The sequence below is a fragment of the Pseudomonas sp. TE3644 genome, from assembly GCF_056278815.1.
The window spans coordinates 6,755,928-6,780,113 of sequence record NZ_JBWBQF010000001.1 but is presented as its reverse complement, the minus strand read 5'-3'; the positions used below and the strand labels follow the sequence as shown (position 1 = coordinate 6,780,113).

General features: G+C 64.9%; 23 protein-coding genes. 8 read left to right on the top strand and 15 right to left on the bottom strand.

All coding sequences use genetic code 11. From position 1 onward, the window contains the following. Positions 1-105: 105 nt before the first annotated feature. On the top strand, positions 106-1,497 hold the full coding sequence (locus ACZ9GA_RS30225) for an L-cystine transporter (RefSeq protein ID WP_457358542.1): 1,392 nt from the start codon (positions 106-108) through the stop codon (positions 1,495-1,497). Between the two features lie 118 nt (positions 1,498-1,615). Here ACZ9GA_RS30225 and ACZ9GA_RS30220 read toward each other — a convergent pair whose 3' ends face one another. After that, entirely contained in the window at positions 1,616-2,128 is a 513-nt protein-coding gene (locus ACZ9GA_RS30220; protein WP_457358544.1) for a dihydrofolate reductase, read from the bottom strand. Between the two features lie 71 nt (positions 2,129-2,199). On the opposite strand from ACZ9GA_RS30220, the gene ACZ9GA_RS30215 reads away from it, so the two are divergent. Further along, positions 2,200-3,567: a DUF2868 domain-containing protein gene (locus tag ACZ9GA_RS30215; protein WP_457358546.1), complete on the top strand. Its 1,368-nt coding sequence runs from the start codon at positions 2,200-2,202 to the stop codon at positions 3,565-3,567. Further along, positions 3,551-4,909, top strand: a complete 1,359-nt coding sequence (locus tag ACZ9GA_RS30210) for a DUF3482 domain-containing protein (RefSeq protein WP_457358548.1) — start codon at positions 3,551-3,553, stop codon at positions 4,907-4,909. The genes ACZ9GA_RS30215 and ACZ9GA_RS30210 overlap by 17 nt, the downstream gene beginning before the upstream one ends. A 24-nt stretch (positions 4,910-4,933) precedes the next feature. Here ACZ9GA_RS30210 and ACZ9GA_RS30205 read toward each other — a convergent pair whose 3' ends face one another. After that, the gene (locus ACZ9GA_RS30205) at positions 4,934-7,174 is read right to left on the bottom strand and encodes a heavy metal translocating P-type ATPase (RefSeq protein ID WP_457358550.1); all 2,241 of its coding nucleotides are present in this window, start codon (positions 7,172-7,174) and stop codon (positions 4,934-4,936) included. Positions 7,175-7,256: 82 nt separating this feature from the next. On the opposite strand from ACZ9GA_RS30205, the gene cadR reads away from it, so the two are divergent. Then, a complete protein-coding gene (cadR, locus tag ACZ9GA_RS30200; protein ID WP_027980136.1) occupies positions 7,257-7,706 on the top strand; it encodes a Cd(II)/Pb(II)-responsive transcriptional regulator in 450 nt (149 codons plus the stop codon). Here cadR and ACZ9GA_RS30195 read toward each other — a convergent pair. Both ACZ9GA_RS30195 and ACZ9GA_RS30190 read right to left on the bottom strand, forming a co-directional pair. Further along, the gene (locus ACZ9GA_RS30195) at positions 7,677-8,444 is read right to left on the bottom strand and encodes an OmpA/MotB family protein (RefSeq protein WP_457358551.1); all 768 of its coding nucleotides are present in this window, start codon (positions 8,442-8,444) and stop codon (positions 7,677-7,679) included. The genes cadR and ACZ9GA_RS30195 overlap by 30 nt on opposite strands. Further along, on the bottom strand, positions 8,441-9,253 hold the full coding sequence (locus ACZ9GA_RS30190; RefSeq protein WP_457358553.1) for a motility protein A: 813 nt from the start codon (positions 9,251-9,253) through the stop codon (positions 8,441-8,443). The genes ACZ9GA_RS30195 and ACZ9GA_RS30190 overlap by 4 nt, the downstream gene beginning before the upstream one ends. A 348-nt stretch (positions 9,254-9,601) precedes the next feature. Between ACZ9GA_RS30190 and ACZ9GA_RS30185 the strand changes: the two genes are divergently transcribed. The 4 genes from ACZ9GA_RS30185 to ACZ9GA_RS30170 all read left to right on the top strand — a co-directional run bounded on the left by ACZ9GA_RS30185 (position 9,602) and on the right by ACZ9GA_RS30170 (position 13,295). After that, entirely contained in the window at positions 9,602-10,693 is a 1,092-nt protein-coding gene (locus tag ACZ9GA_RS30185; RefSeq protein ID WP_457358554.1) for a FliC/FljB family flagellin, read from the top strand. 110 nt (positions 10,694-10,803) lie between these two features. Then, positions 10,804-11,682 carry a hypothetical protein gene (locus ACZ9GA_RS30180; RefSeq protein WP_457358556.1) on the top strand — a complete coding sequence of 293 codons (879 nt, stop codon included), beginning with the start codon at positions 10,804-10,806 and terminating at the stop codon, positions 11,680-11,682. A 36-nt stretch (positions 11,683-11,718) separates the two neighbouring features. Then, positions 11,719-12,903, top strand: a complete 1,185-nt coding sequence (locus tag ACZ9GA_RS30175; RefSeq protein ID WP_457358558.1) for a tetratricopeptide repeat protein — start codon at positions 11,719-11,721, stop codon at positions 12,901-12,903. Next, positions 12,900-13,295 (top strand): adenylyltransferase/cytidyltransferase family protein, encoded by a 396-nt coding sequence (locus ACZ9GA_RS30170; RefSeq protein WP_457358560.1) that lies wholly within the window; start codon positions 12,900-12,902, stop codon positions 13,293-13,295. The genes ACZ9GA_RS30175 and ACZ9GA_RS30170 overlap by 4 nt, the downstream gene beginning before the upstream one ends. Positions 13,296-13,409: 114 nt before the next feature. Here the strand turns inward: ACZ9GA_RS30170 and ACZ9GA_RS30165 are convergent, their stop codons facing one another. From ACZ9GA_RS30165 to fliS, 11 genes are all read right to left on the bottom strand, one after another. Next, positions 13,410-14,105 carry an RNA polymerase sigma factor FliA gene (locus ACZ9GA_RS30165; RefSeq protein WP_457358562.1) on the bottom strand — a complete coding sequence of 232 codons (696 nt, stop codon included), beginning with the start codon at positions 14,103-14,105 and terminating at the stop codon, positions 13,410-13,412. Positions 14,106-14,203: 98 nt separating this feature from the next. Continuing rightward, the gene (locus ACZ9GA_RS30160) at positions 14,204-14,722 is read right to left on the bottom strand and encodes a hypothetical protein (RefSeq protein WP_457358563.1); all 519 of its coding nucleotides are present in this window, start codon (positions 14,720-14,722) and stop codon (positions 14,204-14,206) included. Next, on the bottom strand, positions 14,715-17,003 hold the full coding sequence (gene flhF / locus ACZ9GA_RS30155) for a flagellar biosynthesis protein FlhF (RefSeq protein ID WP_457358565.1): 2,289 nt from the start codon (positions 17,001-17,003) through the stop codon (positions 14,715-14,717). Before flhF ends, ACZ9GA_RS30160 begins: the two co-directional genes overlap by 8 nt. Then, a complete protein-coding gene (gene flhA / locus ACZ9GA_RS30150; protein ID WP_457358567.1) occupies positions 17,003-19,093 on the bottom strand; it encodes a flagellar biosynthesis protein FlhA in 2,091 nt (696 codons plus the stop codon). Before flhA ends, flhF begins: the two co-directional genes overlap by 1 nt. Next, positions 19,090-20,259 carry a flagellar biosynthesis protein FlhB gene (gene flhB, locus ACZ9GA_RS30145; RefSeq protein ID WP_457358569.1) on the bottom strand — a complete coding sequence of 390 codons (1,170 nt, stop codon included), beginning with the start codon at positions 20,257-20,259 and terminating at the stop codon, positions 19,090-19,092. The genes flhA and flhB overlap by 4 nt, the downstream gene beginning before the upstream one ends. A gap of 206 nt (positions 20,260-20,465) precedes the next feature. Beyond that, positions 20,466-21,275, bottom strand: coding sequence for a flagellar motor protein MotB (gene motB / locus ACZ9GA_RS30140; RefSeq protein WP_457358571.1), 810 nt, complete (start codon positions 21,273-21,275; stop codon positions 20,466-20,468). Then, positions 21,272-22,147, bottom strand: coding sequence for a flagellar motor stator protein MotA (gene motA, locus ACZ9GA_RS30135; RefSeq protein WP_457358573.1), 876 nt, complete (start codon positions 22,145-22,147; stop codon positions 21,272-21,274). Before motA ends, motB begins: the two co-directional genes overlap by 4 nt. A gap of 185 nt (positions 22,148-22,332) precedes the next feature. Further along, entirely contained in the window at positions 22,333-22,887 is a 555-nt protein-coding gene (gene flhC / locus ACZ9GA_RS30130; protein WP_457358575.1) for a flagellar transcriptional regulator FlhC, read from the bottom strand. Beyond that, positions 22,880-23,227, bottom strand: a complete 348-nt coding sequence (gene flhD, locus ACZ9GA_RS30125) for a flagellar transcriptional regulator FlhD (protein ID WP_455921603.1) — start codon at positions 23,225-23,227, stop codon at positions 22,880-22,882. The genes flhC and flhD overlap by 8 nt, the downstream gene beginning before the upstream one ends. A gap of 183 nt (positions 23,228-23,410) precedes the next feature. Further along, positions 23,411-23,782, bottom strand: coding sequence for a flagellar protein FliT (locus ACZ9GA_RS30120; protein WP_457358577.1), 372 nt, complete (start codon positions 23,780-23,782; stop codon positions 23,411-23,413). Next, the gene (fliS, locus tag ACZ9GA_RS30115) at positions 23,760-24,185 is read right to left on the bottom strand and encodes a flagellar export chaperone FliS (RefSeq protein ID WP_455921605.1); all 426 of its coding nucleotides are present in this window, start codon (positions 24,183-24,185) and stop codon (positions 23,760-23,762) included. Before fliS ends, ACZ9GA_RS30120 begins: the two co-directional genes overlap by 23 nt. Between the last annotated feature and the right edge of the window lies 1 nt (position 24,186).

Sequence of the window (24,186 nt, the reverse complement as noted above, 5' to 3'; positions counted from 1 at the left end):
TTCGATCTCGGTATAAATAACAGAAAATTCAGGATGTTAGAGTTTGTGGTTGGCCAGCGCCCCTTAGAGGCGCAGCAGCCTGGAAATCTTTCACCTGGAGCTTCAATGAATCTGCCCCTGCTACTTAACCTGCTGGTGTTCCTGGCGTTGCTGCTGGGCCTGGCGCAAACCGGCCGCAATCAATTCAGCCTGGCGAAAAAGGTCCTGATCGGCCTGCTGCTGGGCGTGCTGTTCGGCAGTGCCCTGCACCTGGTCTACGGCCAAGGCAACCCGCTGCTCAAGACCACCATCAGCTGGCTGGACCTGGTGGGCAACGGCTATGTGCAGTTGCTGCAGATGATCGTGATGCCGCTGATCTTCGCCTCCATCCTCAGCGCCGTGGCCCGCCTGCACAACGCCTCGTCGCTGGGCAAGATCAGCTTCCTGACCATCGGCGTGCTGCTGTTCACCACCGCCATTGCGGCGCTGATCGGCGTGGGCCTGAGCAACCTGTTCGGCCTGACCGCCGAGGGCCTGGTGGCCGGCACCCAGGAACTGGCGCGCATGCAAGCGATCCAGAGCGATTACGTGGGCAAGGTCAACGACCTCAATATCCCGCAGCTGCTGCTGTCGTTCGTGCCGCAGAACCCAGTGGCCGACCTGGCCCGGGCCAAGCCGACGTCGATCATCAGTGTGGTGATCTTCGCTGCCTTCCTGGGTGTGGCCGCCCTGCAACTGCTCAAGGATGACGCCGAAAAAGGCGCGAAAGTGGTCAGCGCCATCGAGACGCTGCAAGCCTGGGTCACCCGCCTGGTACGCCTGGTGATGAAGTTGACGCCCTATGGCGTGCTGGCGCTGATGGCCAAGGTGGTCGCCAGTTCCAACCTGCAGGACATCCTCAAGCTGGGCAGCTTCGTGCTGGTGTCCTATATCGGCCTGACGCTGATGTTCATGGTCCACGGCGTGCTGCTGAGCACCGCCGGGGTCAACCCGCTGCGCTTCTTCCGCAAGGTGTGGCCGGTGCTGACGTTTGCCTTCACCAGCCGCTCCAGCGCCGCCACCATCCCGCTGAGCATCGAAGCGCAGACCCAGCGCCTGGGCATCCCGCAGTCGATCGCCAGCTTTGCCGCCTCGTTCGGCGCCACCATCGGCCAGAACGGTTGCGCGGGCCTGTACCCGGCGATGCTGGCAGTGATGGTCGCCCCTACCGTGGGCATCAACCCGCTGGACCCGATGTGGATCGCCACCCTGGTGGCCATCGTCACCCTGAGCTCGGCCGGCGTGGCCGGTGTCGGCGGCGGCGCGACCTTTGCCGCGCTGATCGTGCTGCCCGCCATGGGTTTGCCGGTGTCGCTGGTGGCGTTGCTGATTTCGGTGGAGCCGCTGATCGACATGGGCCGCACGGCGTTGAACGTCAGTGGTTCGATGACGGCGGGCACCATCGCCAGCCAGGTGTTGCAGCAGACCGACCGGACGCTGCTGGATGCCGATGAGCACGCGGAGCTGGCGCACCGCTGATTCATCCACCTTCGTGGGAGCGGGCTCTGCCCGCGAAAAGCGCACCGCGCAGTATCTGACTGCTCAGGGTGAAGCTTTCGCGGGCAGAGCCCGCTCCCACAGTTGTTCCGGGAAAGTTTTATCGGCGGTCCCAGACTTCGAAGGCATACGCCGGGGCATCGCCCACGGCCGGGCTTTCGGTGTTGGAGGCCAGCAACCACTGGCTCTCATCGTACTCGGGGAACCACGCATCCCCCGCCGGGCTCGCCGCCACGCGGGTCAGGTACAGGCGATCCGCCAGGTCCAGCCCCTGCGCATACAACTGCGCGCCCCCGATCAGCATCAGCTCATCGGCGCCATTCTCCAGCGCCCAGGCCTCAGCGCGGACGATGGCAGCCTCCAGCGACGGATAAACCTCCGCCCCCTCCAGCACCAGATCGGCTTGACGGCTGACCACGATATTAAGGCGCCCCGGCAGCGGCCGGCCCAGCGAATCCCAGGTCTTGCGACCCATGATGATCGGCTTGCCCAGGGTGGTGGCCTTGAAGTATTTGAAATCACCCGGCAGGTGCCAGGGCATGCTGTTGTCGATGCCGATGACGCGGTTCTCGGCGAGCGCCGCGATCAGGCTGAGGGGGAGTGTGTTTTTCATGCCGCGAGGATAGCAGAGCCCGAGGCTTCGCTGGGTTATGCTCTGGGTTGGTTTGATCAATGGATGGTGGCGTGACAGCACTGGACACTCTCTGGCTCACCGAAGCCATTCGCCTGCGCGAAGAACACACTGGCCCCCTGGACGATCAGGAGGCCAACCGCCGCGCCCGCCAACAGGGCGGCGACCTGACGGCCCGCATTCAACACCGGGCCGCCTGGCTGGCCGAACGCGACGGCCTGCTGCCGGCCCTGCGCCACTGGAAACAGGGCGCGCGCCTGAGCGTGATGCTGCTGGCCGTGCTGGTGATCATCAGCGGCGCGGGCCTGGCGTTCGCGGCACTGGGCACCGGCCCTGTGAATGTCTTCTGGGCCTTGGGCAGCCTGCTGGGCCTGAACTGGATCTTGTTGCTGAGCTGGGCCTGCGGCCTGCTGCTGGCCGGCGAACACAGCGCCAGCCTGGGGCGCCTGTGGATGTGGCTCAGCGCGCGCCTGGCCCGTGACGCCAACGCCGTGCACCTGGGGCCGGCGCTGGTGTTGCTGCTGCAACGCCGCCGCCTAAACCGCTGGCTGCTCGGCGCCTTGGTCAACGGCCTGTGGCTGCTGGCCCTGACCAGCGCGCTGGTGATCCTGCTGTTGCTGCTGGCCACCCGGCGCTACGGCTTCGTCTGGGAAACCACGATTTTGGGCCCCGACACTTTCATCGCCATGACCCGCGGCCTGGGCACCCTGCCCGCGCTGCTGGGCTTCAGCGTGCCGGACGTCGACACCATCCGCGCCAGCGGCGACAGCGCCCTGGCGATCGATGGCGCCCGTCAGGCCTGGGCCGGCTGGCTGGTGGGCGTGCTGCTGGTGTTCGGCATCGTCCCGCGCCTGCTGCTGGCGGTGGGCTGCTGGCTGCGCTGGCGCCTGGGCCGTCGTCAGCTGCAACTGGATCTGAGCCTGTATGGCGACCTGCGCGAACGCTTGATGCCCAGCAGCGAACGCCTGGGCGTCAACGACAGCGCCCCGGCCGCGCTGCATGAGGTGGCCTCACCCCTGGCAGCCACACAGGCCGACGGCGCGCTGCTGGTGGGCCTGGAACTGGACGACCAGCAACCATGGCCACCCCGCTTGCCCGCCTCGGTAGCCGACGGCGGCATCCTCGACAGTCGCGAATCCCGTCGCCGTCTGCTCGACCAACTGGCCCGCTACCCCGCCGCCCGCCTGGCCATCGCCTGCGACCCGCGCCGCTCGCCCGACCGCGGCAGCCTGGGGCTGATCGCGGAACTGGCGCGCAGTGCCGGGCACACGCGCATCTGGCTGCTCCCCGCGCCCGCCGGCCAGCAACTGGACGCCCACCGCCTGGCCGACTGGCAACAAGCCCTCGCCACCCTGGGCCTGGACGTGGTCGAAGCGCTGCCCCTCATTTGGCTGGAGACCGGCAATGACCAAGCCTCTTAAGCTGGCCGTGGTCGGCCACACCAACGTCGGCAAGACCTCGCTGCTGCGCACCCTCACTCGCGACGTGGGCTTCGGCGAAGTTTCGCACCGGCCCAGCACCACCCGCCATGTCGAAGGCGCGCGGCTGTCGGTGGACGGCGAAGCATTGCTTGAGCTCTACGACACCCCCGGCCTGGAAGACGCCATCGCCCTGCTCGACTACCTGGAACGCCTGGATCGCCCCGGCGAACGCCTCGACGGCCCGGCCCGCATCGAGCGCTTCCTGCAAGGCAGCGAGGCACGCCAACGCTTCGAACAGGAAGCCAAGGTGCTGCGCCAACTGTTGGCCAGCGACGCCGGGCTGTACGTGATCGACGCCCGCGAGCCGGTGCTGGCCAAGTACCGCGACGAGCTGGAAGTACTCAATGCCTGCGGCAAGCCGCTGCTGCCGGTGCTCAACTTCGTCGCCAGCCCCGGCCACCGCGAAGAGCAGTGGCGCGAAGCCCTGGCGCGCCTGGGCCTGCACGCGCTGGTGCGCTTCGACAGCGTGGCACCGCCCGAAGACGGCGAGCGGCGCCTGTACGAAAGCCTGGCCTTGCTGCTGGAACATGCCCGCCCCAGCCTGCAACGCCTGATCGAAGACCAGCGGCAGCAACGCTTGATGCGGCAACAACAGGCATTGCGCCTGATCGCCGAACTGTTGATCGACTGCGCCGCCTGCCGCCGCAGCGTGGCGAGCGATGGCGTGGAGGCGTCAATCAGCGCCCTGCGCGACGCGGTGCGCCAGCGTGAACAGAAATGCGTGCAGGCGCTACTCAAGCTCTACGCATTTCGCCTGGAAGACGCCGCCGCCAGCGACCTGCCGCTGCTGGATGGACGCTGGGGGGATGACCTGTTCAACCCTGAAACCCTCAAGCAACTGGGGGTCAAGGTGGGCAGCGGGATTGCCGCAGGAGCCGCAGCCGGTGCGGGTGTGGACCTGCTGGTCGGCGGTATCACCCTTGGCCTGGCGGCATTGGCCGGGGCCATCGCCGGTGGCGCCTTGCAGACTGCGCGAGGCTACGGCAGCCGGCTGATGGGCAAGCTCAAAGGCCAGCGTGAACTGACCGTGGACGACAACGTGCTGCGCCTGCTTGCCCTGCGCCAGCGCCAATTACTGCAAGCGCTGGACGCCCGTGGCCACGCCGCCATGGGCAGCATCGAACTGGGCGCCCCCCAGGACAAGGGCTGGCGCGAAGGCAAGTTGCCCGAAGCGCTGGGCAAGGCGCGGGCGCACCCGCAGTGGTCCTCGCTCAACCCCCAGCCGCGCCTGAGCCAGGCCGACCGCCACGAGCAGATCGAACGGCTCTCTACAGAACTCTGACGCCATCCCGATGTGGGACCGCCTTCACTTGCGTAACAGCCTCAAACCGTTGAAGACCACCAACAGGCTGACGCCCATATCGGCGAACACCGCCATCCACATCGTCGCCACCCCGGCGAAGGTCATCGCCAAAAAGACCGCCTTGATCACCAGCGCCAGCACGATGTTCTGCATCAGTACCGCCCTGGTCTGGCGCGAGAGCCTCACGAACGCCGGGATTTTCCGCAAGTCGTCGTCCATCAGCGCCACGTCGGCGGTCTCGATGGCGGTGTCGGTGCCGGCGGCGGCCATGGCGAAACCCAGTTCAGCGCGGGCCAGGGCCGGGGCGTCGTTAATGCCGTCACCCACCATGCCCACGCGATGGCCTTGGGCATACAGGTCTTCAATGGCCTGCAACTTGTCGGCAGGCATCAGGTTGCCGCGAGCCTGGTCGATGCCTACCTGGGCAGCGATGGCCTGGGCAGTGTGGGGATTATCGCCAGTCAGCATGAGGGTCTTGATGCCCAGGGCATGCAGCTCTTCGATGGCCTGGCGGCTGCTGTCCTTGAGGGTGTCGGCCACGGCGAAGAAGGCCAGCGGGCCTGTGGCATCGAGCAGCAGCACCACGCTTTTGCCCTGGCGTTCCAGGGTGTCCAGTTGTGCTTCCAACTTTGGCGAGCACAGGCCCAGCTCTTCCACCAGGCGATGATTGCCCAAATGGTAGACCTGGCCATTGACGCTGCCGCGCACCCCGCGCCCGGCCAGGGCGTGGAAATCAGTCACCTCAAGCAGCGCTTCACCTGCCTCCAGCGCCGGCCGGGCGATGGCCTGAGACACGGGGTGGTCAGAGCGCGCCGCCAAGCTGGCGGCGATCTGCTCGGCCGTGCGGGCATGGGCCGGAGCCAGCGGCACGAAGTCGGTCTGCACCGGCTTGCCGTGGGTCAGGGTGCCGGTCTTGTCCAGCGCCAGGAAGTCGAGCTTGTGCCCGCCTTCCAGAAACACCCCGCCCTTGATCAGGATGCCCTTTCGCGCCGCGGCAGCCAGACCGCTGACGATGGTCACTGGCGTGGAAATCACCAACGCACAGGGACAGGCGACCACCAGCAACACCAGCGCCCGGTAGATCCAGTCGAACCAGGTGCCGGCCGTGAACAGCGGCGGCAGCACCGCCACGGCCAACGCCAGGGCGAAAACGGCAGGTGTATAGATGCGGGAAAAGTTATCCACAAAACGCTGGGTCGGTGCCCGCGCGCTCTGGGCCTGCTCTACGGCATGGATGATACGGGCCAAGGTGGAATTGTCGGCCAGTGCGGTCACTCGGTATTCGAGCGAGCCGGCCTGGTTGATGGTGCCGGCAAATACCTTGTCGCCGGCTGCTTTCTCCACCGGCAGACTTTCGCCGGTGATCGCCGCCTGGTCGATGCTCGATTGCCCCGAAACCACCTCACCATCAAGGGCGATACGTTCACCAGGACGCACCCGCACGATCGCGCCCAAGGCAATCTCCCCAGCCTCTTGTTCACGCCATTGCCCGTCGGCCTGCTGCACCGTGGCGCGTTCAGGCGTCAATTGCAGCAGCCCGCCAATGGCATTGCGCGCACGGCTCAGCGAGCGTGCCTCGATCAGTTCGGCCACGGTAAACAGGAACATCACCATGGCCGCTTCCGGCCATTGGCCAATCAGCACGGCACCGGTGACCGCGATGCTCATCAGCGCGTTGATGTTCAGGTTGCGGTTTTTCAGGGCAATCCAGCCCTTTTTGTAGGTGTCCAGGCCGCCACTGAGAATCGCCAGCAAGGCCAGCCCGGCGATCAGCCAGGTCGGCGCCTGGCCGCTGAAATGCGCCACTTCCGAAGCCACCGCCGCGACGCCGGACAGGGCCAGCGGCCACCAGGGTTTGCGTGCAGGGGCCGCTTTCTCGGCAGCTGCCAGCCCATCCAGCGGCTCAGCACTCATGCCCAACCCGGCGATAGCCTCGATAATCGCCTCATCGCCTGCCAACGCATGACGAACGCCCAACACCCGGTTGATCAGGTTGAACTCCAGCGCCTCGACACCGGCCAGCTTGGCCAGGCGGTTCTGGATCAGCGTCTGCTCGGTGGGGCAGTCCATCTGCTCGATACGAAAGCGGCTCAGGCGCGCATCGGCGCTGGCCTTGGCGCCCAGGCGCACGGTGGCCGGCGCCTCGCTGGCGCAGCAGCCGCCGCCATGGGCATGGCCGCGAATGGCGGCATGCATATGGTCATGATCGTGTTCATGCTTGTGGCCGTGGGTTGGCTGGCTCATTGGTCAGGTCCGTGAAAGTGCCTGTTGCCAAGTGAACACCCTGTAGCCACTATAGGGTCAAGCACCTTTGGAGGGCGCACTGATGAAAATCGGCGAACTGGCCAAGGCCACCGACTGCCAGGTAGAGACGATCCGCTACTACGAGCGCGAGCAACTACTGCCGCCCCCGGCCCGCACCGACGGCAATTACCGGCTCTACACCCAGGCCCACGTGGAGCGGCTGACCTTCATCCGCAACTGCCGCACCCTGGACATGACCCTGGACGAAATCCGCAGCCTGCTGACCCTGCGCGACAGCCCCCAGGACCAGTGCGAAAGCGTCAACGCCCTGATCGACGAGCACATCCACCACGTACGCGCGCGCATCGACGGCCTGGTGGCCTTGCAGGCGCAGCTGCTGGAACTGCGCCAGCGCTGCGGCACCGTGGGCGACAACGATCAGTGCGGCATTCTCCAGCGCCTGGAGGTAACCGGGGCCGTCACCGCGCCGGAAGCTGAGCATTCACATGTGGGCCGCAGCCACGGCCACTGATGACGGCGGGCTAGGCACCGCCTCCAGTACCACTTCCACCCGGCGGTTTTCCGCACGCCCGGCCAGCGTGGCGTTGTCGCCCAGCGGATGGGTGTCGCCGAAACCCACGGCGCGCAGCCGCTGACCATCCACGCCGTTGCCCTGCAGGTAGCGCACCACGCTGGCGGCGCGGGCGCTGGACAGTTCCCAGTTGGACGGAAAACGCGGGCTCTGGATTTTCTCGGCGTCGGTGTGGCCTTCCACCAGGATCGGCTGGCTGTTCTTGCCCAACACCGGCAGCAATTGCTGCAAGGCGCCGATGCCGGCCTGGCTGAGGTCCGCCTGGCCGGATTCGAACAGCAACTCGCTGCTCAGGCGAAAGCTGACGGTCTTCTGCGAAATATCCACCTGAATGTCCTTGCCCAGCGCGTCGATGCCCAGCTTTTTCGCGATGTCATCGGCTGTTGGCAATGGCGGCGGTGCAGGCTGGGGCGGCTCAGGGGCTGCGACGGTGGCCACCACCGGCTTGACCACCTGCGGCCGCCCCAACAGCGCCAGCCCATGGGGCAGCAGGCCCTGGCCCATGAACGGCAGAGGCGCTGGGGCCGACGGCGCAGTGCTATGCAAGCGCGTGGTAATGGCCAGCATCGCCATGGTCACCACCAGCAGCAGGGTCATCATGTCCAGGTAAGTCATCATCCAACTGTCGTCGTCGCCCTCGGCGCTCATCCGCCCCAGCGCTTCCAGTGGCCGGCTCATGGCTGGCCGCTCTCGCCCAGGCGCGGGGTGATGCGCAGGTCCTCGCGGATCTCGTCCGGGTGGTGCGTGACAAAGGTGCTCAGGGTCTCGCGGATCAGCCCGGGGCTGCGCTTGTTGCACATCATCGAAATGCCCTGGATCACCATGTTCATCAGCAACACGCGCTGTTCAGTACGGCGCTCGAGCTTTACCGCCACTGGCTTGAGTGCCAGGTTGGCCAGCAATACCCCGTACAGGGTGGTCATCAGGCCCACCGACATCTGATGGCCGATAGTGACCATGTTGCCGTCGCCCAGCACGAACATCAGGTTCACCAGCCCCACCAGGGTGCCAAGCATGCCAAACGCCGGTGCGTAGCTGGCCATGACCCGGAACAGCTGGGCCTCGGCGCGCTCCTTGGCGCGCATGCGCACAATGCGCCATTGCAGCAGCTCGATGATCTCGGCTTCCGGGGTCTTGTCGATCACCAGTTGCACGCCCGAGCGCAGGAAGGGGTTGCGGGTGTTTTCCAGCTCCTTCTCCACTGCGCGCAAGTCATCGTCCAGCCACAACCGGGCCATGCTCACCAGTTGTTCGATGTCGTCGTGGGCGTGCACCGGCTCCTTGCGGATCACCGTGGCGAACAGGCCCACCACCCGGCGCACCTCGCTCAGCGGGTAGCTCAGGCAGGTAGCGGCAAAGGTGCCGATCACCACGATGCCTAGGCTCGGCAGGTCGACGAACATCAGCGGGTGCTCGGCCGAAAACAGCAACAGCAAGGCCAGCAGGACCAGGCCAGACAACAGGCCGATCAGGGTCGAGGGATTCATCACAGGCTCCGGGAAGTGAACAGCGGCGTGCGGATTTATAACGTGCGCGTGGCGCATTCAAATCCGTTAACACAGGGCTTTTCCCTATCGAAATCCAGCGACGAAGCCCCTACGCCCTGTAGCCGCTGCCGCCAGGCTGCGCTGGCCGCGTGCCTCACCGAAGATCTCCAGCGCACACAAGGGCCAGCGCAGCCTGGCGGCAGCGGCTACAGGGCGGTGGCAGAAAAAAATTTCGTGGGTTTCTAAAGGTGGAAGGGGTGGTGCCGATCTTCGCGGTTAAAACCCAGGGGTTAGGCCAAAGCCGCTCAAACCCTGGGTTCCAGACCCCTACACAGAAGGAAGTGCAGCATGTCCGTCATTAATACCAACATCACGTCCATGATCGCTCAGAAGAACCTGAGCTCCTCGGAAAGCTCCCTGAGCACCTCCATCGAGCGCCTGTCTTCTGGTCTGAAAATCAACAGCGCCTCCGACGACGCCGCCGGTGAAGCCATTGCCAACCGCATGAGCTCGCAGATCACCGGCCTGGACCAGGCCAGCAGCAACGCCAGCGACGGCATCTCCCTGGCGCAGACCACTGAAGGCGCGCTGGACGAAGTGAACGACAACTTGCAGCGTATCCGTGAGCTGTCGGTGCAGGCCGCCAACGGCACCAACTCGCAGTCCGACCTGCAGTCGATCCAGGATGAAATCACCCAGCGTCTGGACGAGATCGACCGTATCTCCTCGCAAACCGCATTCAACGGCGTGAGCGTGCTGGACTCCGACCAGACCATCACCATCCAGGTCGGCGCCAACGATGGCGAGACCATCGACATCAAGCTGAGCGAAATCAACAGCTCCACCCTGGGCCTGAGCGGTTTCAACGTCAACGGCTACGACGGCTCCACCACTGCGGCAACCGTAGAAGACGAAGCCGGCACCTCCATGTCGCTGTCGAGCACCAACACCACCATCACCGACAAGTCCGGCAATACCATCACCTACGGCGGCAGCGGCAGCACCGGCGGCACCCTGGTACAGGACGAAGACGGCGACTACTTCCTGCAAGTGGGCAGCGGTTCGACCGCCACTTACTACGCGGCCGACGTGACCGTCACCGGCAGCGGTTCCACTGCCACTGTTTCGGTAAGCATCGACACCGACAACGAAGTGACCCAGAAGTCCACCAACACCCTGACCACCCTGGACTCGGCACTGAACACCGTTGACTCCATGCGTTCGGACCTGGGTGCGGTGCAGAACCGGTTCGACTCGGCGATCTCCAACATCTCCACCACCGAAACCAACCTGACCTCGGCACGTTCGGGCATTGAAGACGTGGACTACGCCACTGAAGTATCGGCCATGACCAGCGCGCAAATCCTGCAACAGGCAGGTACCTCGGTATTGGCCCAGGCCAACTCCACCCCGCAACAAATGCTGTCCCTGCTGCAATAAGCGTGATCGCCGGAACAGGCCCCGCCGCGGGCCTGTTCTTGGCGCATCGCCTGGGGCCTACGGGCCCTACCCTAGTCATTCGACCCAAATTCTATCGGGACCATCGGACCATGACGGCGACCCCCTTCAACTGGAACTTCCAGGGCCGGCTGATCACCCTCGATCATGGCGCCAGCCTGGCCAGCCGCCCGGACTTCGCCGACCTGATGGCCCTGGACGCCCTGAGCGTCATCGTGTTCGACCCGGCCAGCCTGCTGCACGGCTCGCCCCTGGGTGAACACCCCGAGCTGCAAATGATCAACGGCGTCGCCTTGGGCGATGGTAACCCGCTGACTCTGCACGCCTGCCTCGACCCGCACCACAGCAGCAGCCGCGCCCCGCAGCCCCTGGTGCCGGTGCCCGCACCGCTGCAACGCGGCGCCCAGGTACTGGCGCGCCTGCCCCTGCGCAGCGCCCGGCTCGACGACCTGCAAGGCCTCAAGGCCCTGGACTGGCTGGTGCTGGATGATCGTCACGACACCCTGAACATCCTTCACCATGGCCCGGCAGTATTGGACCAACTGCTGCTGGCCCAGGTCAGCGTGTGCATGCTCAACCCTCACGCCAGCGACTTTGAGTTCGGCCCACTGTGCCAGCGACTGGCCGAGCATGGCCTGCAGTTCCATCGCTTCCATGCCCCCGCGCACCTGAGCCAGTTCCCCGCCGAGCTGCAACTGACCGAGCCACGTGCCACCCAGTTGCAGTCGGTGCAGGCCCTGTTCATCCCCACCCCGTCGCGGCTTGCGCAGCTACCGCCACAGCGCCGGCTGAAGCTGGCCTTCGTCCTGGACACCGCCTATGGCTTGCACGACCTGGCCTACCGCCTGCTGGCCGGCATCGACCAAGGTCAAGCGGCGCGCTACCTGCGTGCCCGTCACTACCTGCCAGCGGTGAGCCTTGAAGAAACCAGCTTCACCCTCACCGCCGAGTACAGCCCTGCGCCGTGGTAAGGGCGCGCACGTTCAGCCATTCATCCGGGGTTCATCATGTCTCGCACCGCTCGCACACCCTTGCGCAACAAAACCGAAGAGGCCGCCAACGCCTACATCAACAGCGGCCGTGCGCTGCTAAAGAACCAGCGTACCGACGAGGCCATCGCCAGCTTCCGCCAGGCCCTGCCCCTGGCGCCGCGCAATGCCCGGTTGCACGCAGACCTGGGCCTGCTGCTGAGCAAGCAGAAACAAACCGCCGAAGCCCGACCGCTATTGGAACGTGCGCTGGAACTGGACCCTGACCAGGTGCAGGTGCTGGTAAAACTGGGCGAGATCTACAACCAGCAAGAAAACAGCGACCGCGCCCAAGGCCTGTTGGAGCGCGCCTTGGCGCTGGCCCCCGAGAGCACCTCCGCGCACCTGGTGATGGGCGTGATCCGTCATCATCAGACCCGCCTGCCCGAAGCGCTGGATCATTACCGCCAGGCCCTGGCCCTGCGCCTGAAGCATCCGATCAAATCCTCGGTGAAAAAGCCGCGCAGCGATTTCAACAAACCCCAGGTGGAACAGCTGCTGTGGGATACATTGACGGCACTGTTCCAGGCGGGCGTGCACGCCTTCGCCGCCTACGGCACCCTGCTGGGCCTGACCCGTGAGGGCGGATTGCTGCCCTTCGACAAGGACATCGACTTCGGCCTGCCGCACTGTGAAATGGAGCGCGCCACCCACTGCCTGATTCGGCGCGGCTGGGTGGAACCGGTGGGCTCGCACCGGCTGACCAACCCCAAGGCGTTCTACCACCCGGTGCACAAGGTGTCCCTGGACCTGTCGGGTTTCGTCGTCGATGGCGACGGCAATACCTGCACCGGGTTCTGGGTCAAGGACGGCCAGCTCGAATGGCACCGCCAGACCCGCTACCCCACCCTGCACCTGGACAAGGGCCAGAGCCCCGCCGGCAAACCGCTGTGGCAACTGCGCGACGCCGACACCTGGCTGACTGCCGTGTACGGTGACTGGCGCACCCCCGACGCCCAGTTCGACACCGTGATCGCCGCCAAGAACCTGTGCGGTTTTTCCTTGCTGACCGAGTGCTACGCGGTGTCGCGCATCTACTCGCACATCGAAAGCGGCCACTTGCCTAAGGCACACGCCCTCGCCGGCCACGCACTGGTCCATCGCCCCGATGACAGCCTGCTGCTGCAAGCCCGCGCAGCCCTCGACACGGTGCTGCCAGCATGAGCCGCGTGATCATCACCTACGGCACCTTCGACCTGTTCCACATTGGTCACCTGAACCTTTTGCGCAACCTGCGGGCACTGGGCGACAAGCTGATCGTGGGGGTGTCCACCGACGAGTTCAATCTACTCAAGGGCAAGCAGACGGTGATCCCCTTCGCCGACCGCCTGGATATCGTACGCTCGCTAAAATGCGTGGACATGACCCTGGCGGAAACCTGCTGGGCGCAGAAAGCCGACGACATCCGCCGCCTGGGCGTGTCGGTGTTCGGCATGGGCGATGATTGGAGGGGGCACTTCGATACGCTGAGGTCGTTGTGCGAAGTGCGCTACCTGCCGCGCACGCCGGGCATATCCAGCTCAGCGCTGAAGCACTGCCTGGCCCACACCGCATAGCCACAACCGGCCGTAGCCGCTGCCGCCAGGCTGCGCTGGCCGGTGTGAACCCTGAAAATGTTCAGCGAGGCGCAGGGCCAGCGCACCCTGCGGCAGCGGCTACAGATAGCCGTTTTAATCAGCCAATGCGTCCCGCAGGCGCGAGACGGCCTGGCTGTGCAGTTGGCACACCCGCGACTCGCTGACACCGATCACCGCGCCGATTTCCTTGAAGTTGAGTTTTTCCTGGTAGTACAGCGCCAGCAACAACCGCTCACGCTCGGGCAATGCATCCAGCGCCTTGATGAAGCGATCGCGATTACGCTCCTGCATCAGTTCGACAAAGGGTGAAGCGCCGTAACCGGTACTGATACCGCTGGAATCGTCTTCGCCCAGCTCTTCGATAGGCATCAGTTGGCAGCCGTTGATATCCAGCAGCAACTGGCGGTATTGCTCCAGCGAAAGCTCCATGGCGTCGGCGATTTCGCGCTCTTCGGCCGGGCGACCCAGGGCCTGCTCCAGGCGGCGGATGGTGCCCTTCAGCGCCCGGGCGTTGCGCCGCACGCTGCGCGGCGCCCAGTCGCGGCTGCGCAGTTCGTCGATCATGGCGCCGCGGATGCGCTGGGAAGCGAAGGTGCCGAAGGTAGCGCCCTGGTCGGTGTCATAACGGGCCAGGGCGTCCAGCAGGCCGATGCTGCCAGCCTGCACCAGATCGTCCAGGTCGACATTGGCCGGTACCCTGGTTTTCAACTCAAGGGCGTGCCGGCGCACCAGAGGCAGGTACTGTTCCAGCAACTCGCTTGATTTTAGTTTTCCCTGAGCTGTGTACATCCTGCAGGCCTGGTGTGATGAGGAAACTGAGGGCATGCCGTGCCTCACGCGGGTCATGGCGTGGCTGGCGGGTCATGGGGCGGGGGCATTATTACTGCTTACCCCGCGTGGGTAAGGGCGGAATAGCCGTCGCGATTGGTGGCTTTTCGGTCAATTGAACTATCTGGGCACACTGCGGTCACGGCCTTTGCAGGCAGGCTTTCTGCCACTATCAGCAGCTGAATTCCCAGGAATCGGGCGGCAGCGCGGCGCAGGTTTTCGACCTGATCGGGACGGGTTGCGCAGGCGTCATGCAACAGCACAAAGCGTTGCGGCCCACCGGATTGGGACAGCCGCCGCAGCGCCACGTACGCCAGACGGCAATCCTCGTCCCCCGCGCCCAGCCACAGGCCCCAACGCGGGTGCTGACCCGCCAGGTCGAGCACCTGTGCGGCACCCGCTTCGACCGTCAGTACCCGCCAACGCGACGCATCGCCTACCCACCCGTGGCCCACAGCCGCCCAGCGTTGCAGGGTGGCCATGGCCAGGCCGCAGACGGTGGCCGGGCCAACCACCACCAGCGTCTGCAATGCCTGGCGTTCGGCCCAGCGCCGCAGGCCCTGAGCCTGGTCAGTCATGGGCCAGCCGGGCCATGGCGGCGCGGGTGGTCAGCATGTGCAGCAAACTTTCGAGCAACAGCAATGGGCTGCACGTGCGGCGCTTGCCGGACAGTTCCAACAGCTGTTGGCGTACCGCCACACCCCATGGCGCCTCGACCTGGTCGAGGTGGCAGGCGCACGCCGCCAGAGCACAGGCGAGGAACAGGCGCAGGTCGGCATTGAGCGGGCCATGGCGTTCGCCCAGGATGTTCCAGGCGCGCAAGGTCAGGGCGGGCAGTGACTCGCACGCCTGCAACCGCGCCAGGGTGGCCGCCTGTTGCGCTGGCGTATCAGAGCCGTCCGCCAACCAGTAGCGCTGGCCCAGCACTTGGTCGCTGTCGCAATGGCGCAAGGTGCCGAACCAGGCACGCACGGGTTGTTCGGGGTTGGCAGGCAAACTGACGGTCAACCGGCTGAGCTCGAACTTCACCCAGCGCCCGCGCTGGCGCAGCCCCCGGGCATCATGAACCTGTGCGTGCTCGGCCAATTGCGCCAGGCTCCAGGACTGACCGCCGTGGAGTACCCGCTGACCCCGCTGGGCGCCGGCCAGCCAGGGTTTGTCGCCCTGTTGCAGCACCTGCAACAGCTCACGCCCCGGCATGGCAGCCCACACATGGCCGCTGGCTTGCAACGTGACGTCGCTCCAGTCCAGCCGCTGGCGGGCGCCTATCGGCAATTGATGGACCAGCCAGGGGCGGATGCCCAGGCTGCCATCGGCGGCGAAGCTGAGCACCGGCATCTTCCAGGTAGCACCCACTACCGGCCGCTCTGCGCCCCACAGCACCTGACGACCAATGACAACGGCAAACGGCGCCCTGGCCAGCAGGTCTGCCAGCGCCAAGGTCTGATCGGCAGGGGGCAGTTCAGCCATGTGCCAGGCGCTCTCCAGCAAGGCGAAATCGTCGATCTGCCGGTGCAGGCTGGCCCGCAACGTGCCCAGCAGGCGACCGTGAGCGAGTACACTGCGAGCCAGCGTATCGAGCTGCTGCCCCTTACCGGCAGTGGCCGACGGGATAGCGCCGTACAGGGAGGGTTTTTCCCGCCTCAGGGCCTGGCCCAGCAACGCCTCGGCTTCAGGCAGGTGCAAATCCTCGGGCACCTGCTGGCCTGTGGAGGTGTAGTTCAGGCGCAGGTCGTGACGGATCAGCACATCCAGCACCGGCCCCAGGCGCGGGGCCTCGTCGCATTTGCTGATGATGCAGTCACGCAACGTGGTGCCGGCGCTCAAGGCGGCGCGCCGGTAAGTTTCCACCACCTCGTCCAGGGTGTCGCCGTGGCTGGCGGCATTGAGCACCAGCATCAGCCGCACCAGGCTGTCGCCGTTGGCCAGGCGCTTGATCTGCGCCAGCAGGCGCTGGTCGCGCTGGCTCATGCCCACGGTGTCGATGATCACCAGGCGCTTGTCGGTGAGGCGCGTCAGCAACTGCTCGATGTCGTCCTCGGCGCCCAGGGCGTGCACTTCGCCGCCCAGCAACTGGGCGTAGATGCGCAGCTGTTCATGGGCGCCGATACGGAAGCTGTCGGTGGTCACCAAGGCCAGGTCGCCAGCACCATGGCGCATGACGAAACGCGCCGCCAGCTTGGCGGTGGTAGTGGTCTTGCCCACACCGGTGGGGCCTATCAGGGCAATCACGCCGCCTTCTTCCAACAGAGGGCCGTCGTCGGCGAGTACCGACATGCGCGCAGCCAGGCGCTCGGCTAGCCACGTGGCGCGGCCGGTTTCGTCGAGGGCGGGCAAGGTGGGCGTCGCGTCCAGCAGTTCCTGACTCAGGCAGTGGCTGAAGCCGCTGGCCAGCAGGTCGCTGAGCAGGGCCTTGCGCGGGCCGTCGGAGGGGGTGGGTTGCTGATGCTGAAGCAGTTGACGCATCTGCGCCATTTCGCCGCGCAGCAGTTCGCTCAAGGCAGCGAAGTCGCTCGCGGGCAGTGGTGCCTCGGGCATGGGCGTTGTCTGTTCCGGCCTCTCGCGAGCAAGCTTTGCTCCCACAGTGTCTGCCACACCAGAATGGTGCACCTGTGGGAGCAAAGCTTGCTCGCGATGAGGCCGGTGAGGGTTGCCTAAAGCTTCCGGGGATTGCCGGGCATAGGCCGCCGCAGCGCGGCGGGGGCTGACCGGGGCTGGTTCGCCGTCGGCCACGGCCATTATCTCCACGCCCTGCTCCACGCTGCGGCTGGACAGAATCAGCGCATCTTCGCCCAGCACCAGGCGCACCTGGTGCATGGCTTCACGGCTGTTGGCCCCGACGAATCGCTGCACGCCCATCAATTACCTCCGCCGATCAGGCTGGTTATACGCAAGGTCCGGCCTTCCGGAATCTCTGACAAGGACATCACCACCAACTGCCGCAAACGCCGGCGCAGGAACCGCGCCAGCAGCGGCCGCAATTTGCTGGGCACCACCACCACGGCCGGGTGATTGCTGACTTCCTGGCGCGCCAGGGCGATTTCGGTCTGCTGCATCAGGTTGTCGGCCAGGCTCGGCTCCAGGGCGCCGCCGCTGGTGACGGCCTGCAGCAGCACCTGCTCAAGGTTGGAGCCCAGGCCGATGGCGTGCAGCTCGGTCTGGTTGGGGAACCATTGCTGGGTGATCGCCCGGCCCAGGGCCACGCGCACCACGGCGGTCATGTCCTGCACATCGGCTTCAGGTTGCGCGGTGACGAATTCAGCCAGGGCATCGAGAATGCTGCGCAGGTCGCGGATCGAAACTTCTTCCTCCAGCAGGTTTTGCAGGATGCGCTGCAGGGTGCCAAGGGAGATCAATTTGGGCACCACTTCTTCCACCAGCGCCTTATTGTCCTTGCTCAGCTTGTCGAGCAGCTTCTGCACTTCGCCACGCCCGAGCATGTCCTTGGCGTGCAGGTACAGCAGGTGATTGAGATGCGTGGCGGCCACGGTGCTGGCGTCAACCACGGTGTAGCCGAAGATCTGCCCGTGCTCGCGCATGTTAGGCTCGATCCAGATGGCCGGCAGGCCGAAAGCCGGGTCGACGATGACCTCGCCTTCCAGCTTGCCGGTGACCTGCCCGGGGTTGATCGCCAGCCACTTGCCGGGGAACAGTTCACCGCGCCCCACCTCCACGCCGTTGAGGCTGATGACGTAGGTGTTGGCCAGCATGTCGACCTTGTCGCGCACCCGCACCACGGGCGGCAGGAAACCCACATCCTGGGCGAATTTCTTGCGCACGCTCTTGATGCGTACCAGCATCTCGCCCTGCTGGCGGCTGTCCACCAGTGGGATCAGGCGATGGCCCACGGTCAGCGCCAGGGTGTCCACCAGGCTCACATCGTCCCAGCTGGCTTCCGAACTTTGCGAGGCAGCCTTGGGCACCACTTGTTCTTCGGGGGTTGCTGCCTGTTGCAGGTCGCGCTTGCGCAGCCACCAGCCCAGGCCGCCCAGCAATGCGGTGAACAACAGGAACACCAGGTTGGGCATGCCCGGCACCAGGCCCAGCAAGCCGATGACGCCAGCGGTGAGGATCAGCACCTGCGGACGGATGAACAGTTGTCCGATCATTTGCTGGCCCACGTCTTCCTCGGTGTTGACGCGGGACACAGTGACACCGGCGGCAATGGAGATCACCAGGCCGGGAATCTGCGCCACCAGGCCGTCGCCGATGGTCAGCATGGTGTAGGTATGGGCAGCGTCGGCGAAGGCCATGCCGTGTTGCAGCATGCCGATGATCAGACCGCCTACCACGTTGACGCCCATGATCACCAGACCGGCCATGGCGTCACCGCGCACGAACTTGCTGGCACCGTCCATGGAGCCGTAGAAATCGGCCTCCTGGGCCACTTCGCGACGGCGCTTGCGCGCTTCCGGTTCGCCGATCAGGCCAGCGTTGAGGTCGGCGTCGATGGCCATCTGCTTGCCGGGCATGGAGTCCAGGGTGAAGCGTGCGCCCACTTCGGCGATACGCCCGGCTCCCTTGGTGATCACCATGAAGTTGATGATTACCAGGATCAGGAATAGCGCCATGCCCACGGCGAAGTTGCCGCCCACCAGAAACTCGCCGAACGCCTCGATCACCCTGCCTGCCGCGTCCGGGCCCTGATGGCCTTCCATCAGTACCACGCGGGTCGACGCCACGTTCAGCGACAGGCGCAGCAAGGTAGTGAACAGCAGCACCGCCGGGAACGCCGAGAAATCCAGCGGCTTCTCGGTGAACATGCTGACCAGCAGCACCATGATCGCCAGGGCGATATTGAAGGTGAACAGCAGGTCGAGCACGAACGGCGGCAGCGGCAGGATCATCATCGACAGGATCATGACAATCAGCACGGGGCCGGCCAGCAGTTTCAGGTCGGCCTTGGCCAGCCAGGAATCGGGACCCAGCAGGTTGGTCATGGCGTTCATGGGTTCGGTGTTTCCTCGGCGGTGGCCCCCAGCGGGCCAGGCTGATCCATGCCGGCGGGTACCAGCAGGTTCTTCGGTTTGGGCGGCACCAGGCCGCCGGATTCAGTGACGCGCTTGAGGCGCATGGCCCAGGCCAGCACCTCGGCCACGGCGGTGTAGAGGGTGCCGGGGATCTCGCGGTCGATGTCCACGTGGAAGTACAGGGCACGGGCCAGCGCCGGGGCTTCGAGCATGGGGATGCGGTGCTCCTCGCCCAGCTCGCGGATGCGCAGCGCCACTTCGTCGGCGCCCTTGGCGATCACCCGCGGCGCCGACATCTTGTCCTGGTAGGCCAGGGCCACGGCGTAGTGGGTGGGGTTGGTGATGATTACGTCGGCCTTGGGCACCTTGCTCATCATTCGCGAACGGGCCATCAGCTGTTGCTGGCGGCGGATACGTGCCTTGATGTGCGGGTCGCCGTCGGTGTCCTTGTGTTCCTGGCGCACTTCTTCTCGGGTCATGCGCAGCTTTTTGTAATAGGTGTAGAACTGGAACGGCACGTCCAGGCCCACCACCAGCACCAGCGAACCGACCACCAGCGCGCAGGCCTTGGCCACTAGGCCCATGGCCGTGGCCAGTGCCAGTTCCACGGGCATGCCGGTCAGGTCCAGCAGCAGGTTGGCGTGGCTCTTGAGGAACAACACCGCCACGCAGCCGACCAGAAAGGCTTTGGCCAAAGCTTTGCCCAGGTCGGTCAGTGCCTGCAGGGAAAACATGCGGCCCAGGCCGGTGATGGGGTTCATGCGCGAGAAATTCGGCGCCAGCGCCTGCAGGGTAATCACCAGCCCGCCCAGCATCATCGACGCCGCCACACCCGCCAGGGCCAGGATCAGCAGGAACGGCATCACCGTCATCAGCCCCAACTGGGCAAGGCCCAGGGCGGCCTGGGTCATGCGTGTGCTGTCGAAGGCCTGGGCGCGTTCGAACAGCAGGCCGTGCTCCAGCAACTGGCACAACTGCCCATAAAACCAGCCGCCACCACCCCACAGGGCGGCGACGCCGGTGATCAGCACCAGAAACGTATTGAGTTCACGCGAGCGCACCACTTGGCCCTGTTCACGAGCCTTCTCGATCCTGCGCGCTGACGCCGATTCTGTTTTGTCTTCGTTGCTAGTGTCTTCCGCCATGGCGGTTCATCGGCTGGTGATAAGGGCGGTATTTTGCGCAGGCGCCTGCCGCGCCAATCGACGGAACACACCCACAATCGCCCCTCATTTAAGGCAATCACCCACTCGTCACGTAGCCGCTGCCGCCAGGCTGCGCTGGCCCTATGCCCCACTGAACATCTCCAGGGTTCACACCGGCCAGCGCAGCCTGGCGGCAGCGGCTACGGTCATTCGTTGCGGCTGAGGATTTTCTGCGCCACCTGGCTATCGAGCACGGTGATTTCGATGCGCCGGTTGGCGGCATCCGCAGGCTCGGTATTGCGCGTGGGAATGCGATCGGCCATGCCGGAGATACGCAGCAGCTTGTCCGAATCCAGCCCACCGCCCACCAATTCGAGCCGCGACGCCTTGGCGCGGTCCGCCGACAGCTCCCAGTTGCTGTAGCCGGCCTCGCCACCGGCGTACGGGTGAGCATCGGTGTGCCCACTGATCTGCACGCTGTTGGGCAACTCGTTGAGCACCGGCGCGATGGTGCGCAACAGCGTGCGCATGTACGGCGCCACCCTTGCGCTGCCCAGCTCGAACATGGGCCGCTGCTCGCTGTCGATCAGTTGCAGGTTCAGGCCTTCGGGGGTCAGCTCCATGAGGATCTGCTTGTTCAGATCCTTCAGCGCGGGGTTGAGTTGAATCACATGGCGCAGGCGCTGGCGCAGTGCTTCCAGACGCTTGAACTCTTCGTCCGACAACGGCCGTGCCGGCAACTCGATGGGGTTGAGCGAGGTTTCCTTGTAGGCCAGGGCCGGTGTGCCGCCCGGGATCGGGTTCTGGCTGCGGTTGATGGCGCTGAGCAACGGCGTGCTGAAGTAGTCGGCCACGGCGTTTTTCTGCGATTTGCTGGCGTTGGACAACACCCACAGCACCAGGAACAGAGCCATCAGCGCCGTCATGAAGTCGGCGAAGGCGATTTTCCAGGCGCCACCGTGGTGACCATGGCCGGCGCTCTTGCGCCGCCGGATGATGATCGGCCGGTCGCTCATCCCAGGGCCGCCGCGCCAACCGGCGTGCCGCGCAGGTAGCTTTCCAGTTCCAGGGCCGAGGGGCGTTCACCCAGGTGCAGGGCCTTGCGACCGAATTCGACCGCCAGCATCGGCGCCATGCCCTGCTGGCTGGCCAGCAGGGTCATGCGCATGCACTGCAGCATCTTCACCGACTCGGCCACTTGCCGGTCGATGCGGCTGGCCAGGGGGGCGATCACCCCGTAGGCCAGGTAGATGCCCAGGAAGGTGCCGACCAACGCATGGGCGATCATCTCACCCATCAGGTCCGGGCCGACATTGACTGCGCTCAGCGCCTTGACCACGCCCATCACCGCCGCGACGATGCCAAATGCCGGCAGTGCGTCGCTGACCTTGTACAAGGCATCGGCGGGAATGTGCGCGTCATGCTCGAAGCCTTCGATCTCGTGCAGCATCAGCTCGTCAAGTTCGTGCGCCTGCATCTGGCCGCTGAGGATCAGCCGCAAGTAGTCGGTGATGAAGGTCAGGATCAGCGGGTCGTCGAGCACCGCCGGATACTCGCTGAACAGCGAACTCTGGTCGGGGGCATCAATGTCGCGCTCCACCGCCAGCATGCCCTCGCGACGGGCCTTGCCCAGCAGGTGATAGAGCAGGCCCATGACCTCCAGGTACAGCGCCTTGTCATACCGGGTGCTGCGCTTGAGGCGGGGCACAATGGTGAGCGTGGCCTTGATCGCCTTGCCGTTGTTGGCGGCGACAAAGGCCCCTACGGCGGCACCGCCGATCATGAGCATTTCGGTGGGCTGGTACAGCGGCCCCAGGCTGCCGCCCGACAGCGCATAGCCGCCGAAGACCGAGAGCAGGATACCGATGAGTCCTAACGCGATGAGCACAGGCCGTTCCTTTTTCAACGCCGGGAGTGGCCTTGGCGAAGATCGGCGTGGCGGGAGGCAACTTTAATGGCCAAAGGCAATCATCTGTAGCCGCTGCCGTCAGGCTGCGCTGGCCGGCTTGAACCCTGGAGAGGTTCAGCGAGGCACAAAGCCAGCGCAGCCTGGCGGCAGCGGCTACGGATTAGCTACGCTTGCCGCAGATCATCCAGCTCTTCGCTCTCACGCCGCTTCAAAGTCTTGCCCGCCCGCGACGGCGGCTGGCAGATGCCACACACATAGCGCTGCGCCGGGCCATGGGAGTGCGCCACGAAATGCCCCGTGCAGGACGAGCAGCACACCAACTCCAACATGTCGCTTTCAAAGAAGCGCACCAGCGTCCAGGCGCGGGTCAGCCCCAGCACCACCTCACTTTCATCGTCACAACCGACCTGCTCCAGGTACAACCGATAAGCCTTGATGAAGGCCTCGATGCGGTCACAACCGATGCGCGTCAGGCGCAGGTAGATGCCGTAGAACAGCGACGAGTGGATGTTCGGCAGCCAGGTCACGAACCAGTCGGTGGAGAACGGCAGCATGCCTTTGGGTGGCGACACGCCACGCACTTCCTTGTACAGACGGATCAACCGCCCACGGCTCAGGCTGGTTTCCACTTCCAGCACCTGCAGGCGCGCACCCAGCTCAATGAGCTCGATCGCCAGTTGCACCTGGAACATTTCCTCGACCAGGCTTTTCTCAGACATGGGCCTGCCCCGCGCGTCCCCCCGCCTCGCCGCCGACGTCCACCGACGCCATCAACAACGACGAATGAATTTCCACCAGGCCCAGCTCGCGGGAGTTCCCCAACACCCGCGACAGACACTCGGCTTCATCGAACACCGGACGGCACACCAGCTGGTTGATGCGCGCCAACTGGGTCAGCTGCTTGCTGGTCAGTTGCACCAGCAGATCGGCCATGCCCTCGCTCAATTTGAGCCGAAACATGGCGGTGGCACGGTCCTTTCGCAGCAGACGCTGTACCAGCAACAAATAAGAGAAATTCAGGTCCTGAATATCTTCAAGACCTCTATCGGCGTTCAGCACTTGCTACTCCCCTGCACTTGTCGTATCCGTTGGCTGGCCCGCTAGACATGACGGGCCGACTTGCTGTTTTTATTCTCCTTGCCCACCCATCAGTATCAAAACAACAACAAAGTGCTGCTTGGACGCGTTGATTGATCGTGCAGGAGATACATTCCTTATAATTCGCGACATCCTGTCGCAGTATTAAACTTCCGGACGCACTACTGCCCTAAGTAGTGGCCTAACAGTGGCACTCGGCATATAAGCCTTGCCTTGTCCGCGCTTCAACCGGCCGGCAACTATCAGTGCACCCAGATGACTCTGGCGCTCGGCCAGGCATTTGCGAACTTCAACTTCCAAATCAAGTATCTGTCTGATCAATTCGAACTTGCGCCGACGATGTTCGTCATCCAGCGCCACCCCCGCTTCCTCCCGTCGCAGGGTTTCCTCATCGATCAGGCCCTGGGACTTCAACTGCAGGATCTGCTCCCAGTCCCCCTGCAACGCGCATTCCTGCATGCGTTGCGACTGCGCCAGCAACCGCTCGTACGACTCAACCACCTGCGCTTGCGACATCGCCATCCTCCCCCTCGACTCGAGGTCCTATCTGCCGCCACGCGGAACCAATGTTTTCAATCAGGCTTGCTGCCACATCCAGGACCTCCTCGTCGTTATGCAGATTGGCCCGCAATAACAGCCGCACCACCGTGTCGTATAGCCGGTCAAGGTTGGCGGCGATCTCCCCGCCGCGTTCCATGTCCAGCGAACCGCGCAGGCCACGGCTGACAATCTTGATGGCAGACGTGATGGCCTTGCCCTTGCCCGCCATGTCGCCGACCTGCATGTGCAACCGGGCCGTGCGGATGGCGGCCTGGTAACTGTCGAACAACATCACGGTCCGCTGGTACGGTGATGCGGCCAGGATGCCGCTCTCCAAACCCACCGTCGCGTAGGCATTCGCTCCGCGCAATACACTCACA